The following is a 14,771-nucleotide window of genomic DNA, read 5'->3' as shown; positions in this document are numbered from 1 at the left end:
AATGCGCTTCACGTTCCATTTTCGCCTCATTCCGTTCATCGCCGCGCTCCTGGTCGCCCTGCTGGGTGTAGCGCTCGGCAACTGGCAGCAGGGCAGGGCCACCCAGAAGCAGGCCCTGCAGGATACCCTCGATGCCCGCGCCGCCGAGCCGCCCATGGCGCTGGGCGCCGCCATCACCCCCTCCGCCCCCCTTGCGTATCGTCGCGTCACGGTCACGGGCGAGTTCGTCGCCGGCTGGCCGCTGTTCCTCGCCAACCGCCCGATGGCAGGCCGTCCCGGATATGTCCTCGTCATGCCGTTTAAAATAGCGGGTTCGGACACACATGTGCTGGTGATGCGGGGCTGGCTGCCGCGCCAGGCCGAGTACGGCAAGCTGCCGGCGTTTGCCACGCCCGCGGGGACGGTCACCGTCGAAGGCATCGTTACGGCCAGCGCCGGGCAGGTGATGGACCTGGGCGATGGCGCGCCGCTGGCGCCGAACGCCATCGTCCAGAACATCGATCCGGCCGGGGCGGCACGCGCCACTGGGCTGGCGCTGCAGCCGTTCTTCGTGCAGCAGACCGGGCCGGCGCAACCGGGCGCGCAATCGGATGGCATGCTCTTGCGCGACTGGCCGCCGCCCGCGGCCGGCATCGACAAACACCGCGGCTACGCCTTCCAGTGGTACGCGCTGGCGGCGATGGCTGTCCTCTTTTTTGTGATAACGGGATTCCGAAGTGGAACAAGAAAACGTAATGCAGGAACAGGCAGCTGATCCTGCCAAGGCGCAGGAACGCAAGCGCAACATCGGCCGCTGGAAGCTGTTCGCGGTGCTGATGGTGTGCGCGGCGCCGCTGATCCTGTCCTACCTGACGTACTACGTCATCAAGCCGGGCGGCCGCACCAACTACGGCACCCTGATCGATCCGCGCACGCGCCCGATCCCGGCCATGGCCAGCACGACCCTCGACGGCCGCCCGGCCAGGCTGGAGGACCATGCCGGCAAGTGGATCATGCTGAAAGTGGGCAGCGGCGAATGCCTGGAGGCTTGCCAGAAACAACTGTTCTCGATGCGCCAGTGGCGCCTGATGCAGGGCAAGAACATGGACCGCGTCGAGCGCGTCTGGCTCGTCACCGACGACAAGCCGCTGGACACGATGACGATCCGGCAATACGACGAGATGCACATGCTGCGCGCGCCGCAGGACGTGGTGTCGAAGTGGCTGCCGGCCGAGAAGGGCACCCAGCCCGCCGACCACATCTACCTGATCGACCCGCTGGGCAACCTGATGATGCGCTTCCCGGCCGACCCGGACCCGCGCAAGGTCTACAAGGACATCGCGAAACTGCTCAAGGCTTCGGCCATCGGTTAGATCCACCTGACAAAATAGAGAGCGTATGACGGTGTGGGCGACGTCTCGCGTCGGCACGCACTGTCTTCGCTGACGTACCGGAAACGATTATGCAAGCTTCTTCCCTGTTACAACTGGCCCTGATGGGCCTGCTCGTGGCGGCCCTGCCGCTGTCGATGGTGTGGATGTCGTCCAGCGCCAACAAATTCCGCAAGCTGGTCTGGATCGCCGTGTTCCTGACCTTCGACATCATCGTGTTCGGCGGCTTCACGCGCCTGACCGATTCAGGCCTGGGCTGCCCGGACTGGCCGGGCTGCTACGGCAAGGCCAACCCCTTCCTGGCGCACGCGGAAATCTCCGCGGCCGAGGCGGCCATGCCGACCGGCCCGGTAACAATGGCCAAGGCATGGATCGAAATGATCCACCGCTACCTGGCGATGGGCATCGGCGTGGTCATCATGGCCCTGCTGTTCACCTCCGTCATGCAATGGCGCCGGACCAGGATGCAGGCCTTCAAGCCTGGCATCCCGCTGGCCCTGTTCGTGTTCGTCTGCATCCAGGGCGCGTTCGGCGCCTGGACCGTCACCCTCAAGCTGCAGCCGGTCATCGTCACCATCCACCTGCTGCTCGGCATGGGCTTGCTGGCATTGCTGGCCTGGCTCGGCGGGCGCGAGGACTACCTGATGGCGCCGCCCGCTCCTGCGGGCGACACTGCCGCGCTGCGCCGTATCCGTACCCTGGCCATCCTGGCTGCCGTGGTAGTCACGGTCCAGATCGCGCTGGGCGGGTGGGTAAGCACCAACTACGCCACCCTGGCCTGCGAAGATTTCCCTTTGTGCAACGGCCAAGTGGTGCCGTCGATGGACTTCGAGCACGGCTTCACCTTGTGGCGCGAACTGGGCAAGACCGCGGCCGGGCACTACCTGCCGTTCTCGGCGCTGGTGGCGATCCACTGGGTGCACCGCAACTTCGCCATCGTCGTCGTCGCCGTGCTGGGCCTGCTGGTGTGGCGCGCCTGGCGCCATGCCTACCTGGCAAAACATGCGCGCTGGCTGGCCATCGCACTGTTCGTGCAGCTGCTGACCGGGGTCGCGACCGTTTATCTCGACTTCCCGCTTGCCATTGCCGTCATGCATAACGCTGGGGCCGCCGTGCTGGTCCTGCTGGTGACCATGTTAAACTACCGGGTGAAATACCAGATTGAAGCGAACAGCGCGACGCAAACGGCAGCAGTACCGCCGGCGCCGGCGCCGGCGACCACCCATTGATGACGACCCAGACCGCCCTCCACAAACCCCCGAGCCGTGTTGCCCAGTATTGGGCCCTGACCAAGCCACGGGTCACGCAACTGGCCGTGTTCTGCGCGGTGATCGGGATGTTCCTTGCCACAGACGGATTCCCGGGCTGGCGGGTCCTGATTGCCGGCACCGCCGGCATCTGGCTGCTGGCGGGCGCCGCCTTCGCGGTGAACTGCCTGGTGGAGGCCGAGATCGACGCGCGCATGGCGCGCACGGCGCGGCGCGCCACCGCGATGGGCGAGCTCACCAGCACCCAGACGATCGTCTTCTCGACCGTCATCGGCGGCCTCGGCATGACTATCCTGTATGTCCTCGTCAATCCGCTCACCATGTGGCTGACCTTCGTGACCTTCGTCGGTTATGCCTTCATCTACACCATGCTGCTCAAGCCGGCGACGCCGCAGAACATCGTCATCGGCGGCCTGTCCGGCGCCATGCCGCCGGCGCTCGGCTGGGCCGCGGTGGCCGACGCCGTGCCGATGCAGGCCTGGCTGCTGGTGCTCATCATCTTCGTCTGGACCCCGCCGCACTTCTGGGTGCTGGCGATGTACCGCCGCGACGACTACGCCCGTTCCGGCCTGCCGATGCTGCCGATCACGCACGGCATGAAGTACACCGGCCTGCAGGTGTGGCTGTACACCATCGCCCTGGCCGCCACCACCTTGCTGCCTTTCGCCGTGGGCATGAGCGGCCTGATCTACCTGGCCGCGGCGGTCGTGCTCAACGCGATCTTCCTGCGCCACTCCTGGCGCGTGCACCGCCACTACAGCGACATGGCCGCACGCAACGCCTTCACCTGGTCGATCATCTACCTGTCGTTGCTGTTTGCTGCGCTGCTCGTCGACCATTACTTCAGGTTCTGAACCATGAAAAAACTGCTCACCGCACTGTCGATTTCCTTGTTGGCAGTGCTGGCTACCGGCTGCGACAAGCTGTCGAACCGGACCCCGGCCTTCAACAACACCGACGTGACCGGCCTCGACTACGCGAAAGGCTTTTCGCTGACCGACCATACCGGCAAGCCGCGCACGCTGCAGGACTTCAAGGGCAAGCTGGTGGTGCTGTTCTTCGGCTACACGCAGTGCCCGGACGTGTGCCCCACGACGATGGCCGAAATGGCCGCCGTGCTGAAGGAGCTCGGCCCGGCCGGCAAGGACGTGCAGGTGCTGTTCGTCACGCTCGACCCCGAGCGCGACACCCAGGAACTGCTGGCCCACTACGTGCCGGCCTTCCACCCGAGCTTCATCGGCCTGTACGGCAACCAGGAAGCCACTGCCCGCACCGCCAAGGAGTTCAAGGTGTTCTACGCCAAGACGCCGCTCGGCGACGACCCGAAGAACTACACGGTGGACCATACCGCCGGCAGCTACGTGTTCGACCGCGACGGCAAGCTGCGCCTGTTCGTGCGCCACGGCCAGGGCCCGGCGACGCTCGCAGCCGACCTGCGCCAGCTGCTGTAGAACGTTCGCGGGTGAGCTTTGATGGCTCTGCTGTTATGATGGTGTAAACACCACTGTGCAGGGGCGGCATGGAACAACGGCAAGGCAGGAACTATACCCGTATCGCCATTGTCGTCCTGCTGACGCTGGGCTGCCTCTACGTCCTCAAGCCTTTCCTGGCCGCGATCCTGTTCGCGGCCTGCGTCGTGATCTCCTCGTGGCCGCTGTACCTGCGCCTGCAGGACGCCATGCGCGGACACCGCACCCTGGCGGCGCTCACGATGACGCTGTCGCTCACCTTGCTCATCATCATCCCGCTGTCGATGGTCGCCTACAACCTGGTCGACGACGTCGCCAAGGGCTTCACCGAACTGCGCCATGCCATCGAACAGCGCGAGCTGCTGCCGCCGCCCTGGGTGCGCGACATTCCGCTGGTGGGCGAATCGATCGACCTCTACCTGCGCAGGCTGGTCGCCAGCCGCGAAGAGATGGTGGCGCTGGCCCAGCGCATGCTGGAACCGGCGCGCCGCTACCTGATCGCGGGCGGCCTGATGCTCGGTACCGGCGTCGTCCAGCTCAGCCTTGCCGCCTTTGTCAGCTTCTTCTTCTACCGTGACGGCAAGGCCCTGCTCGACGTGGTCACCGTCACCATGCACCGGGTGATGGGGGAGGGGGCCGAATCGGTCTCGCAGACGGTCAGCCAGACCGTGCGCGGCGTCATGTACGGCCTGCTGGGCACGGCGCTGGCCCAGGCGCTGGTGGCGGCGATCGGCTTTGCCATCGCCGGCGTGCCGGCGGTGCCGCTGCTGTCGGTGATGATCTTCATTTCCTCCCTGATTCCGGTCGGTCCGCCGATCATCTGGGGCGGCGCCGCGTTCTGGCTGTTCCTGCAGCACGAAACCGGCTGGGCCATCTTCATGGTGATCTGGGGCACGTTCCTGATCAGCGGCGTGGACAACATCGTGCGCCCGATGCTGATCAGCCGTGGCAGCAGCCTGCCGTTCCTGCTCACCCTGCTGGGCGTGCTGGGCGGCGTGATCGCCTTCGGCTTCGTCGGCATGTTCATCGGGCCGACCCTGCTGGCGGTGGGCTACAGCCTGATGACGGAATGGACCGGCACGCCGGACCGGGTGATCCGGCAGGATACCGGCGCGTGAGCACACCCGGGGACGCCCGAGGACAGCTGCCGGGAATCACGCCACCGCGGGAGCCGGCAGGGCGCTAATGATCCGCACTGCGATCTCGCACAGCCGATTGATGTCCGCGGCGACCGCGCCATGCGGTTTGAGCGATGTCCCCTCGTGCCGCGGGACGATGTGGAAGTGCACATGGGGCACGGTCTGGCCCGCGGCGCTGCCGTTGAACTGCGCGATCATGACACCCTGCGCCCCCATGGCGGCCTTGACCGCCGTTGCCACCTTCCTGGTGGTGCGGATGCACGCGGCCGCGCTCTCTTCGGACAGTTCGAACAGCTCGGCGGCCGCTTCCTTCGGCAGCACGAGGACGTGCCCGTCGGCCTGCGGCATGATGTCCATGATCGCAAGCGTGGCCTCGTCTTCGTAAACCTTCACGCAAGGCAGTTCGTCGCGCAGGATCCTGGCGAACGGGTTCTGTGGATCGTATTCCATATGAAAGTTCCCTCGAATGTTGATGGGCGCCCGGCAGGAGCGCGCGCCTGCACGGTCAGAGAGGGCGCGCCTTCATCATATCCGGAATCGGGCGCGTCCCTGCGGCGTGCCGGCAAACCGGACGCCTCCTGCCAACTGCTCAGACCCTGGGCAGCAGGGCCTTGCGCTTGTTACGCGCCCGGATGTTGAGCGCCTCCACCGCCAGCGAGAAGGCCATGGCGGCATAAATATATCCTTTTGGAATTTCGGCGTCGAAGGCTTCCGCCGTCAGCGCCATGCCGACCATCACCAGGAAAGCAAGCGCCAGCACCTTGACCGAGGGGTGGCGGTCGACGAATTCGCCGATCGGCTTGGCCGCCACCAGCATCACCAGCACGGAGAAGATCACGGCCGCCACCATGACGCTGATCTGGTCGACCATGCCGACCGCCGTGATGACCGAATCGAGCGAGAACACGATATCGATCACGGCGATCTGGCCGATGATGCTCCAGAACAGCTTGTTCGTGGCCGCCGCCGCGGCGGCAGTGCCAACAACCTCCTGCGGTCCGCCCGCGTCCTTCGCCTCCACCTCGACGAAGATCTCGTGCGAGGCCTTGTAGAGCAGGAACAGGCCGCCGAACAGCAGCACCAGGTCGCGCCCGCTGATGCCCTGGCCGAACAGGTTGAACAGGTCTGCCGTCAGGCCCATGACCCAGCTGAGCGAGAACAGCAGCAGCAGGCGCGACACCATGGCAAAGCCGATGCCCAGCCGGCGCGCCTTGTCGCGCATCTCGGGCGGCAGGCGGCCCACCAGGATCGAGATGAAGATGATGTTGTCCACGCCCAGGACGATCTCGAGGGCGCTCAACATGAGGAAGGCGATCCAGACGTTTGGGTCAAGCAACAGTTCCATGGCGGCTCCGGGGATGGGAATGACGAGATGATAACTCAGCCTGCGAATCTCGCAGGCACGCCATGCGGGAGAGCGGGGAAGGCCGGGCCGACCTACGATGCCCGGTGGTGCGGCGCGGCCAGCACGCTGCGCAGGCGGTCGAAGTCGATCGGCTTGGTGAGATGGTGGTCGAAGCCGGCATCGAAGGCACGCTGGCGGTCCTTTTCCTGGCCCCAGCCGGTGGCCGCGATCAGGCGCATGCTGCCGCCGCCCTCCAGCGCGCGCAGGCGCCGGGCCAGTTCATAGCCGTTCAGGTCGGGCAGCCCGATGTCGAGCAAAGCCACTTGCGGCGCGAACTGCGCCGCCAGCTCGAGCGCGGCGCCGGCGGTGTGGGCGGTGCGCACCTCGCAGCCGAACAGTTCGAGCGCCATCAGGAGCATGGCGGCGGCGTCGGCATTGTCGTCCACCACCAGGATGCGCGCCGGGGTGGGCGCGGCGGCCTGCGGCAGCAGCGCTGCCGGCGCGGCCCGGGCCAGCGGCAGGCGCACCGTGAAGCAGCTGCCCCGGCCCTCGCCCTCGCTGTCGGCGGCGATGCTGCCGCCGTGCAGCGCCACGATGCCGCGCACCAGCGACAGGCCGATCCCGAGTCCGCCCTTGGCGCGGTCCAGCGCCGGCGCCAGTTGCGAGAACATGTCGAATACCGTGCCCAGCGCATGGGCCGGCAGGCCGATGCCGTTGTCGCGCACCGCCAGCACGGCGGTCCCGCTTTCTTTGCCGTCGTCCTCGACGCCGAGCGACAGCACGATGCGTCCGCCGTCGGGCGTGTACTTGGCGGCATTGGTCAGCAGGTTGACGATGACCTGGTTGATGCGGGTCGGGTCGGCGTCGACGGTGACCGCTTGCGCCGGCACCTCCACTTCCAGCCGATGGCGCGCGCGCTCCATCAGGCTGGCGGTGTCGCACACCGCGGCGCGTACCAGCGCGCCCAGTTCGACCGGTGCGCGCCGCAGTTCCATCTTGTCCTGGGTGATGCGCGAGACTTCCATCAGGTCGTCCACCAGGTGCGTGAGGTGGTGCAGCTGGCGGTCGAAGACGGCCAGCAGGCGCTCGTTGCCGCCGCCGGCGGGGGCGCCGTGCCTGAGCACCTCGATGGCGTTGCGCATCGGCGCCAGCGGGTTGCGCAGCTCGTGCGAGAGGGTCGCCAGGAACTCGTCCTTGCGCCGGTCCGCCGCCGACAGCGTGTCGTTCAGGGCCTGCAGCCGGCGCTCGGCCTCGCGGCGCGCTTCCAGCGCTTCCTCGGCCGCCTTGCGCGCGTTGCGCAGTTCATGCTCGTAGGACTGGCGCTCGGTGGCCATGAACAGCGCCCATTCGTCCTGGACCTGGCCGTGGGCCTCGCGGCGCACGACGTTGACCAGCATCGGCAGCCGGGTGCCGTCGCGGTGGCGCAGGTCGATCTGCAGTTCGGCCACCGAGCCGCGCACCTGCAGCAAGGGCTGGCAGTGGGTGTGGTGGAACAGGCGCGCGCCGACCGTCATCAGCTCCTGGATGCGCACGGCGCCGGCCAGCTCGGACAGCTCGAAGCCGAGCCAGTGGCAGGCGGTCGCGTTGGCCCGCAGCAGCAGGCCGTCGCGGTCCGTCAGCAGCAGGCCGCACGGGGCATTCTCGTAGAGGGGATCGGCGGGGACGGGCACGCCGATCATGGTTCAGTCCAGCGTCGCGGCCAGGAACGCGTCGATGGCGCGCGAGCTGGCGGTGGGGGCGCTCATGTGCGGGCAGTGCCCGATGTTGTCGATCACATGGAGCTGGCTGCGCGGGAGGTGGCGGTGCAGGAAGTCGCCGGCGCTGCGCGGAGCGATCAGGTCGTCGCTGCATTGCAGGATCACGGCCGGCGTGGCCGACAGCGGCACGTCGGCGCGGTGGTCGGACAGGAAGGTCGTGCGCGCGAAATGCCTGGCGATATGCGGATCGTTGCGGCAGAAACTGTCGGTGAGTTCCTCGCGCAGGGAAGGCTGGTTCGGGGCGCCCATGATGGTGGGCGCCAGGTTGCTCGACCAGCCGAGGTAGTTCGCGTCCATGGTCTCGAGCAGCTCGTCGATGTCGCTGCGCTCGAAGCCGCCCGTATAGCCGCCGGCGCCGCTCATGGCGCAGTTCGGGTCGTTGATATAGCACGCCGAGGGCGCCACCATCACCTGGGCAAGGAAACGCTCCGGCGCCTGGATGCTCGCCAGCATGCCGATCATCGCGCTGACCGAATGGCCGACCAGGACCACCGGGCCGGCCGCGCATTCGTCGATGATGTGCAACAGGTCGTCGGCATAGCCCTGCAGCGTGGAATAACGGGTGCGGTCGTAGGCGGACAGGTCGGAGTGGCCGCTGCCGGTGAGGTCGTAGGTGATGACGCGGAAGCGGTCCGTGTACTTCGGCGCCATGAAGCGCCACATGGTCTGGTCGCAACCGAAGCCGTGGGAAAAGACCATGGTGGCCCCGCCGTCGCCGCTGACATGCACGTTGTTACGGAACTGCACTGTCATCATCATCCTCGTGGTGGTAGAACCGCATGAGTACACCCGACCCGGAAGCACGCCAGCGGCAAGTATGAACTAGTGATATTGCAGGTGCAATAATTAATTTTGTCGCTGCCTGGCGACAGTCGGCGCGTGCGCATTCAGTCGCGGTCCTCGTCCGCTTCGTTGCGCTCTAGGTGCGGCAGCACCTTCACCAGCAGGATGCGCGGACCGTTCATCTTTTTCACCACCACGTCGAAGTGCGGGAAGCCGATGCGCTGGCCCTGCTTGGGGATATCGCCGAGCTTGGCCATCAGGAGGCCGCCGACCGATTCGACGTCGTCCAGCCCCATCTCTTCGTTATCGATGTCGATGCCGAGCAGCCGCTCGAGCGAGAAGATCGGCAGGCTGGCCTTGCCGATGTAGGTGCCGTCGGCCTGCTTGAGCCAGTCGTTCTCGTTCAGGCGGAACTCGTCGCGGATCTCGCCGACCATCGCCCCCAGCAGGTTGTCGAGCGTGATGAAGCCGACCGGGCGCTTGCCCTTCTCGCCGATCAGCGCGAAGTGCGGCGCGCCGCTGCGGAAGCGCCGGAAGATGTCCTGTGCCGGGGTGCGCGCCGAGATCGTCTCCACCGGGCGCAGGTGCTGGGTCAGGTCGGTGATGGCACGGCCCGCCTGCTGGGCGAAGAACAGGTCCTTCAGGTGGATCACGCCCAGCACTTCCTCGCCTTCCTCGTCGAAATACGGGTAGCGCGAGAAGCGGTTGCGGCGCACCGTCTCCATGTTCTCTTCCAGCGTGCGGCTGGCGTACAGGGCGCTCACCTCGTTGATCGGGCGCATCAGGTCCGAGACGGCCAGCTGGCTGAAGTCGAGCGACTGCGCCAGGATGTTGCGCTCGTCGTTGGTGAATTTCTCGCCGGGCGTCGTGCTGGTGTTGGTGCGCAGGATCATCTTCAACTCCTCGGTGGAGTAGTGGGTATCGTGCCCGCCCCTGCCTGCCAGGCCGGCGATGCGCAGCACCATGTTGGCGCTGGCGTTGAGCACGGCGATCGCCGGGTACATCGCCCAGTAGAAGGCGTACAGCGGGATCGCGCACCACAAGGCCACCGCCTCGGGCAGGCGGATCGCGAGCGACTTCGGCGCCAGTTCACCGACCACGATGTGCAGGAAGGAGATGACCGAGAAGGCCACCACGAAGGACACGCCGCGGATCAGCTCGGGCGAGGTGACGCCCAGCATGGCGAATACCGGTTCCAGCAGGCTGGCAAAGGCGGGCTCGCCGACCCAGCCCAGGCCGAGCGAGGCGAGGGTGATGCCGAGCTGGCAGGCGGAGAGATAGGCGTCGAGCTGGCCGTGGACCTTGCCCAGGATACGGCCGCGCAGGCCGCTCGTCCTGGCGATGGCGTGGACCCGGGTCTTGCGGAGGGTGACGATACTGAATTCTGCGGCAACGTAGAAGCCGTTCAGCGCCACCAGGAACAGGGCGAGAACGACAAATAAAAAGTTTTCCATATAAAGGGTTGAGTTAACGAAAGGCAAAAGCCAACGGCCATTGTACAGTCATGTGCCCGCCAGGACACCCTGGTGCACGGCCGACAGGATGGCCTCGACGGCCGGATGCTTGATCTTGCGCTCATTCGAGACGGCGTAGAAGTGCTCGCGCACCTGCGGGACGCGCCCCACCAGCAGCGCGCCGAACTGCTCTTCGATGTCGTGGGCCAGCGCCGACGGGGCGAAGAACAGGCCCAGGCCGCGCCGGCCGAAAGTGTTGAGGAGGGCATTGTCCTCGAATTCGCCGACCACGTCCGGACGCACCCCGTGCGATTCGAACCATTCGTCGATCTTGCCGCGCAGGGCATTGTTACGTGTAGGCAGCAGGAATGGCGCGTTGTCCAGCGACTGCGGAAAGCCCGCCCTGTAGGCGCCGGCCAGCTGCGGCACGCCGGCGACGATCATCTCGCTGTCGGCCAGCTGGTGGCTGAATACGCGCAGCAGCGTGCCCGACGGCACGGCGCGGTCGGTCAGGACCACGTCGAGCCGGTGCAGCGCCAGGTCGGCCAGCAGTTCGTCGAAGCCGCCTTCGTAGCAGACCAGGCGCACCGGGTGCGGCAGCTGGGTGGCGATCTCGAGCAGGCGGTAAGCGGTGAGCTTGGGAAGCGAATCGGAAATGCCCACCGTCAGGCGGGTACGCCCGCTGCCGGCCTCGGCCAGCGCTTCCTGCATCTGCTCTCCCAAAAGGAAGATCTGGTCGGCGTAGGACAACGCAAGACGGCCGGCCTCGGTTAGAGTCAGTCGCCGGCCCTGCTGCGTGAAGAGTGCCTTGCCGATCGATTGCTCGAGCTGGGCAAGCTGGGTGCTGACGGTCTGGATCGCCAGGCCCAGCCGTTCGGCCGCGCGCGTGATGCTGCCTTCCTTGGCAACGACCCAGAAGTAATACAAGTGGCGGAAATTGGTGGGATTATTGGTCATCTCTTCTGTTTTTTGGAAGTAACTCTTCGATTATCTTCGCTTTTTCGAGGTGGGCCCAGACTCTACACTGCGTCCTGTTAAATTTTTTAAAAATTAAGAGAGGGAAATGAAAACATGAAGCACTTTACGTGGTCATTCATTGTGACCGCCGTCTGTTTGAGCCTTGCTGCCTGGTGGGGCTACGAATTGGGCGGACTTCCGGGCGCATTCACGGCGCTCGGCGTGGCGGCAATCCTGTCGGTCATGGAAGTCTCACTGTCCTTCGACAACGCGGTGGTCAACGCCTCGGTCTTGAAGGGCTGGGACGAGTTCTGGCTCAAGCTGTTCCTGGGCCTGGGCATGATCATCGCCGTGTTCGGCATGCGCCTGGTATTCCCGCTGGTGATCGTCGCCGTGGCGGCCGACCTTGGCATGACGGAGGTGTGGAACCTGGCGCTGACGAATCCGAAGGAGTTCTCCGGCCACCTGACCGAACACCATGCGGAAGTGGCGGCCTTCGGCGGCATGTTCCTGCTGCTGGTGTTCCTGAACTTCATGCTGGACGATGAGAAGGAAGTGCACTGGCTCGGCAACATGGAGCGCAAGCTCGGCTCGCTCGGCAGGGTGTCCTCGATCGCGGTGCTGGTCGCCCTGGGCGCGCTGCTGTACTCGACGAGCTGGATCGCGGAAGGCCAGAAGTTGATCGTGCTGATCGCCGGCCTGTGGGGCATCCTGGTCTACATCGGTGTCGACATGATCTCCAGCCTGCTCGAGAAGAGCGAATCGGACGCGAGCAGCGACGTCGGCGAGATGGTCAAGCGCGGCGGTATCGGCGGCTTCCTGTACCTCGAAGTGCTCGACGCGTCGTTCAGCTTCGACGGCGTGATCGGCGCCTTCGCGATCACCAGCGATGTCGTGATCATCATGCTGGGCCTGGCGATCGGTGCGATGTTCGTGCGTTCGATGACGGTCTACCTGGTGCGCCAGGGCACGCTCGACGAGTACGTCTACCTGGAGCACGGCGCGCACTATGCGATCGGTATCCTGGCCGTGATCATGCTGATCAGCATGCACATGCACGTGCCCGAGCTGATCACCGGCGGCGTGGGCCTGGCCTTCATCCTGGCTTCGCTGTGGAGCTCGATCCAGTACAAGAAGAAGCACGCGGCAATCGAGGCAGCATAAGGTTTTACGAAGGAACCGCATGGCGAGTGGCAGAACACCAGCTCGCTATGCTATTACCCCGGTGTTCAAGCAGTACTTTTTAGGAGAGTCTCAATCATGGCAATCAGTCTGCAAAAAGGCGGTAACGTCAACCTGTCGAAAGAAGCTCCTGGCCTGACCCAGTTGAAGGTCGGCCTCGGTTGGGATACCCGCGCCACCGACGGCGCCGGTTTCGACCTCGACGGCGCGGTGTTCCTGCTCAATTCGCAGGGCAAGGTGCGTTCGGATAGCGACTTCATCTTCTATAACAACCTGAAGTCGGCCGACGGTTCGGTGGTCCACTCGGGCGACAACCGCACCGGCGAAGGCGAGGGCGACGACGAAAGCGTATCGGTCGACCTGTCCAAGGTGCCGGCCGACGTCGACAAGATCGTGCTGGCCGTGACCATCCACGACGCCGAAACCCGCCGCCAGAACTTCGGCATGGTCGGCAAGGCCTTCATCCGCTGCATCAATGCCGCCAACAACAGCGAGATCGCCCGCTACGACCTGTCGGAAGACAGCTCCACCGAAGCGGCGATGATCTTCGGCGAGGTGTATCGTAACGGCGCCGACTGGAAGTTCCGCGCCATCGGCCAGGGCTTCAACGGCGGCCTCGGCCCCCTGGCCAAGAACTACGGCGTGAACGTTTAATTCGGTTTAACCAGGCGTGCGGCCCGCGTGCATGAAGCGGGCCGCATTCAACAAAAGGAAGCCACCATGCCAGTATTTACCGTGACCGGGGATGTCGATCCCTTCCTGCATGTCTCGATGCGACGCGGCGAGACCATCTATTGCGAATCGGATGCGATGGTGATGATGGAATCGACGCTCGACCTGAAGGGCAAGATGAAGGGCGGCCTCGGCAGTGCGCTGATGCGTACCTTCGCCAACGGCGAGTCCTTCTTCCAGCAGCACATCGAAGCGGTCCGCGGCGACGGCGACTGCCTGCTGTCGCCGACCCTGCCGGGCGCGATGCAGATCGTCGATTGCGGTCCGAACCAGTACATCATCAGCGACGGCGCCTTCGTTGCGGCCAGCTCGGGCGTGGACCTGAAGGTGCGCACCCAGAACATCGGCAACGCCCTGTTCGCGCAGAGCGGCGGCTTTTTCGTCACCGAGACGACGGGCAGCGGCCAGGTGGTGGTGTCGGGCTTCGGTTCGATGTCGATGCTGGAGGTCGAGCCGGGCAAGGATGCGATCATCGACAACTCGCACGTGGTGTGCTGGGACAGCACCCTGCGCTACGAGATCTCGATCACGACCGGTACCAGCGGCGGCTTCCTGGGCAACCTGATCAACAGCCAGACCAGCGGCGAGGGCGTGGTGTTGCGCTTCTCGGGCAAAGGAAAGGTCTACGTATGTTCGCGCAACCGGAACGCATTCAAGGCATGGATGCAGCAGCCGGCGCGCTAAAGGAGGAAATACATGTCAGTTAATCTGCAAAAAGGCCAGAAGATCTCGCTGGACAAGGAAGGCGGCGGCGGTCTGTCCCGCGTGACGATGGGCCTGGGCTGGGACGTGGCCAAGTCGAAGGGCTTCTTCGGCTTCGGCGGCGGCGCCGGTCAGCCCGTCGACCTGGATGCGTCGGTGGTGATGTTCGACGAATCGAACCGTCCGGTCGACGTGGTCTGGTTCCGCCAGCTCAAGAGCAAGGACGGCAGCATCACCCACACCGGCGACAACCGCACCGGCGCCGGCGACGGCGACGACGAGCAGATCAATGTCGACCTGTCGCGCGTGCCGGCCAGCGTCAAGTCGCTGGTGTTCACCGTGAACAGCTTCACCGGCCAGAACTTCTCGACCGTCGAGAACGCCTACTGCCGCCTGATCAACGCCGGCAACAACCAGGAAGTGGCGCGCTTCAACCTGTCGGTGCAGGGCTCGCACACCGCCCAGATCATGGCCAAGCTGTACCGCCACAACGGCGAGTGGAAGATGCATGCGATCGGCGAGAACGGCTCAGGCCGTACTTTCGACGACCTGATGCCGCTGATCACGCCGCATCTGTGATCCATCCCTGAAGGCAGCGAAGAGCCGGGCTTGT

At 65.4% G+C, this 14,771-nt stretch carries 16 protein-coding genes; 10 read left to right on the top strand and 6 right to left on the bottom strand.

The features are described from left to right. Position 1: 1 nt before the first annotated feature. From ACFFJK_RS05315 to ACFFJK_RS05290, 6 genes are all read left to right on the top strand, one after another. Positions 2-754 carry an SURF1 family protein gene (locus ACFFJK_RS05315; protein WP_379678100.1) on the top strand — a complete coding sequence of 251 codons (753 nt, stop codon included), beginning with the start codon at positions 2-4 and terminating at the stop codon, positions 752-754. Then, positions 735-1,352: an SCO family protein gene (locus ACFFJK_RS05310; protein WP_379678099.1), complete on the top strand. Its 618-nt coding sequence runs from the start codon at positions 735-737 to the stop codon at positions 1,350-1,352. Before ACFFJK_RS05315 ends, ACFFJK_RS05310 begins: the two co-directional genes overlap by 20 nt. Before the next feature lie 89 nt (positions 1,353-1,441). Continuing rightward, the gene (locus ACFFJK_RS05305) at positions 1,442-2,599 is read left to right on the top strand and encodes a COX15/CtaA family protein (protein WP_379678097.1); all 1,158 of its coding nucleotides are present in this window, start codon (positions 1,442-1,444) and stop codon (positions 2,597-2,599) included. Then, the gene (gene cyoE / locus ACFFJK_RS05300; RefSeq protein WP_379678096.1) at positions 2,599-3,492 is read left to right on the top strand and encodes a heme o synthase; all 894 of its coding nucleotides are present in this window, start codon (positions 2,599-2,601) and stop codon (positions 3,490-3,492) included. The genes ACFFJK_RS05305 and cyoE overlap by 1 nt, the downstream gene beginning before the upstream one ends. A 3-nt stretch (positions 3,493-3,495) precedes the next feature. Then, positions 3,496-4,089, top strand: coding sequence for an SCO family protein (locus tag ACFFJK_RS05295; RefSeq protein ID WP_379678095.1), 594 nt, complete (start codon positions 3,496-3,498; stop codon positions 4,087-4,089). A gap of 68 nt (positions 4,090-4,157) precedes the next feature. Next, positions 4,158-5,225 carry an AI-2E family transporter gene (locus ACFFJK_RS05290; protein WP_379678094.1) on the top strand — a complete coding sequence of 356 codons (1,068 nt, stop codon included), beginning with the start codon at positions 4,158-4,160 and terminating at the stop codon, positions 5,223-5,225. Between the two features lie 36 nt (positions 5,226-5,261). Here the strand turns inward: ACFFJK_RS05290 and ACFFJK_RS05285 are convergent, their stop codons facing one another. The 6 genes from ACFFJK_RS05285 to nhaR all read right to left on the bottom strand — a co-directional run bounded on the left by ACFFJK_RS05285 (position 5,262) and on the right by nhaR (position 11,542). Next, complete coding sequence (locus ACFFJK_RS05285; protein WP_379678093.1) at positions 5,262-5,696, bottom strand: HIT family protein; 435 nt, start codon at positions 5,694-5,696, stop codon at positions 5,262-5,264. Positions 5,697-5,835: 139 nt separating this feature from the next. After that, positions 5,836-6,591, bottom strand: coding sequence for a TerC family protein (locus tag ACFFJK_RS05280; RefSeq protein WP_379678092.1), 756 nt, complete (start codon positions 6,589-6,591; stop codon positions 5,836-5,838). A gap of 92 nt (positions 6,592-6,683) precedes the next feature. After that, positions 6,684-8,270, bottom strand: a complete 1,587-nt coding sequence (locus ACFFJK_RS05275; protein WP_379678091.1) for a hybrid sensor histidine kinase/response regulator — start codon at positions 8,268-8,270, stop codon at positions 6,684-6,686. Between the two features lie 3 nt (positions 8,271-8,273). Next, entirely contained in the window at positions 8,274-9,101 is an 828-nt protein-coding gene (locus ACFFJK_RS05270) for an alpha/beta fold hydrolase (protein WP_379678273.1), read from the bottom strand. A gap of 134 nt (positions 9,102-9,235) precedes the next feature. Next, entirely contained in the window at positions 9,236-10,585 is a 1,350-nt protein-coding gene (locus tag ACFFJK_RS05265) for a hemolysin family protein (protein ID WP_379678090.1), read from the bottom strand. A 48-nt stretch (positions 10,586-10,633) separates the two neighbouring features. Then, positions 10,634-11,542: a transcriptional activator NhaR gene (gene nhaR, locus ACFFJK_RS05260; RefSeq protein ID WP_379678089.1), complete on the bottom strand. Its 909-nt coding sequence runs from the start codon at positions 11,540-11,542 to the stop codon at positions 10,634-10,636. A gap of 114 nt (positions 11,543-11,656) precedes the next feature. Here nhaR and ACFFJK_RS05255 point away from each other — a divergent pair, with 114 nt between their 5' ends. From ACFFJK_RS05255 to ACFFJK_RS05240, 4 genes are all read left to right on the top strand, one after another. Further along, a complete protein-coding gene (locus ACFFJK_RS05255; RefSeq protein WP_379678088.1) occupies positions 11,657-12,706 on the top strand; it encodes a DUF475 domain-containing protein in 1,050 nt (349 codons plus the stop codon). 96 nt (positions 12,707-12,802) lie between these two features. After that, entirely contained in the window at positions 12,803-13,378 is a 576-nt protein-coding gene (locus tag ACFFJK_RS05250; protein ID WP_379678087.1) for a TerD family protein, read from the top strand. 66 nt (positions 13,379-13,444) lie between these two features. Next, positions 13,445-14,140, top strand: a complete 696-nt coding sequence (locus ACFFJK_RS05245; RefSeq protein WP_379678085.1) for a TIGR00266 family protein — start codon at positions 13,445-13,447, stop codon at positions 14,138-14,140. 12 nt (positions 14,141-14,152) lie between these two features. Then, entirely contained in the window at positions 14,153-14,737 is a 585-nt protein-coding gene (locus ACFFJK_RS05240; protein ID WP_379678084.1) for a TerD family protein, read from the top strand. The last annotated feature ends 34 nt before the right edge of the window (positions 14,738-14,771 follow it).

The organism is Massilia consociata, assembly GCF_042432755.1.
Lineage (GTDB): Bacteria > Pseudomonadota > Gammaproteobacteria > Burkholderiales > Burkholderiaceae_D > Telluria > Telluria consociata.
Note: the sequence above shows the minus strand (reverse complement) of the source record. Positions and strands in the feature narration are given on the sequence as shown.

What these genes read in the sequence shown, in the direction of transcription:
- nhaR (WP_379678089.1), bottom strand. Translation starts at nt 11,542, where the DNA reads ATGACCAATAATCCCACCAATTTCCGCCACTTGTATTACTTCTGGGTC.
- cyoE (WP_379678096.1), top strand. Translation starts at nt 2,599, where the DNA reads ATGACGACCCAGACCGCCCTCCACAAACCCCCGAGCCGTGTTGCCCAG.
- ACFFJK_RS05250 (WP_379678087.1), top strand. Translation starts at nt 12,803, where the DNA reads ATGGCAATCAGTCTGCAAAAAGGCGGTAACGTCAACCTGTCGAAAGAA.
- ACFFJK_RS05280 (WP_379678092.1), bottom strand. Translation starts at nt 6,591, where the DNA reads ATGGAACTGTTGCTTGACCCAAACGTCTGGATCGCCTTCCTCATGTTG.
- ACFFJK_RS05315 (WP_379678100.1), top strand. Translation starts at nt 2, where the DNA reads ATGCGCTTCACGTTCCATTTTCGCCTCATTCCGTTCATCGCCGCGCTC.
- ACFFJK_RS05305 (WP_379678097.1), top strand. Translation starts at nt 1,442, where the DNA reads ATGCAAGCTTCTTCCCTGTTACAACTGGCCCTGATGGGCCTGCTCGTG.
- ACFFJK_RS05270 (WP_379678273.1), bottom strand. Translation starts at nt 9,101, where the DNA reads ATGACAGTGCAGTTCCGTAACAACGTGCATGTCAGCGGCGACGGCGGG.
- ACFFJK_RS05240 (WP_379678084.1), top strand. Translation starts at nt 14,153, where the DNA reads ATGTCAGTTAATCTGCAAAAAGGCCAGAAGATCTCGCTGGACAAGGAA.
- ACFFJK_RS05255 (WP_379678088.1), top strand. Translation starts at nt 11,657, where the DNA reads ATGAAGCACTTTACGTGGTCATTCATTGTGACCGCCGTCTGTTTGAGC.
- ACFFJK_RS05310 (WP_379678099.1), top strand. Translation starts at nt 735, where the DNA reads ATGCAGGAACAGGCAGCTGATCCTGCCAAGGCGCAGGAACGCAAGCGC.
- ACFFJK_RS05290 (WP_379678094.1), top strand. Translation starts at nt 4,158, where the DNA reads ATGGAACAACGGCAAGGCAGGAACTATACCCGTATCGCCATTGTCGTC.
- ACFFJK_RS05285 (WP_379678093.1), bottom strand. Translation starts at nt 5,696, where the DNA reads ATGGAATACGATCCACAGAACCCGTTCGCCAGGATCCTGCGCGACGAA.
- ACFFJK_RS05275 (WP_379678091.1), bottom strand. Translation starts at nt 8,270, where the DNA reads ATGATCGGCGTGCCCGTCCCCGCCGATCCCCTCTACGAGAATGCCCCG.
- ACFFJK_RS05265 (WP_379678090.1), bottom strand. Translation starts at nt 10,585, where the DNA reads ATGGAAAACTTTTTATTTGTCGTTCTCGCCCTGTTCCTGGTGGCGCTG.
- ACFFJK_RS05295 (WP_379678095.1), top strand. Translation starts at nt 3,496, where the DNA reads ATGAAAAAACTGCTCACCGCACTGTCGATTTCCTTGTTGGCAGTGCTG.
- ACFFJK_RS05245 (WP_379678085.1), top strand. Translation starts at nt 13,445, where the DNA reads ATGCCAGTATTTACCGTGACCGGGGATGTCGATCCCTTCCTGCATGTC.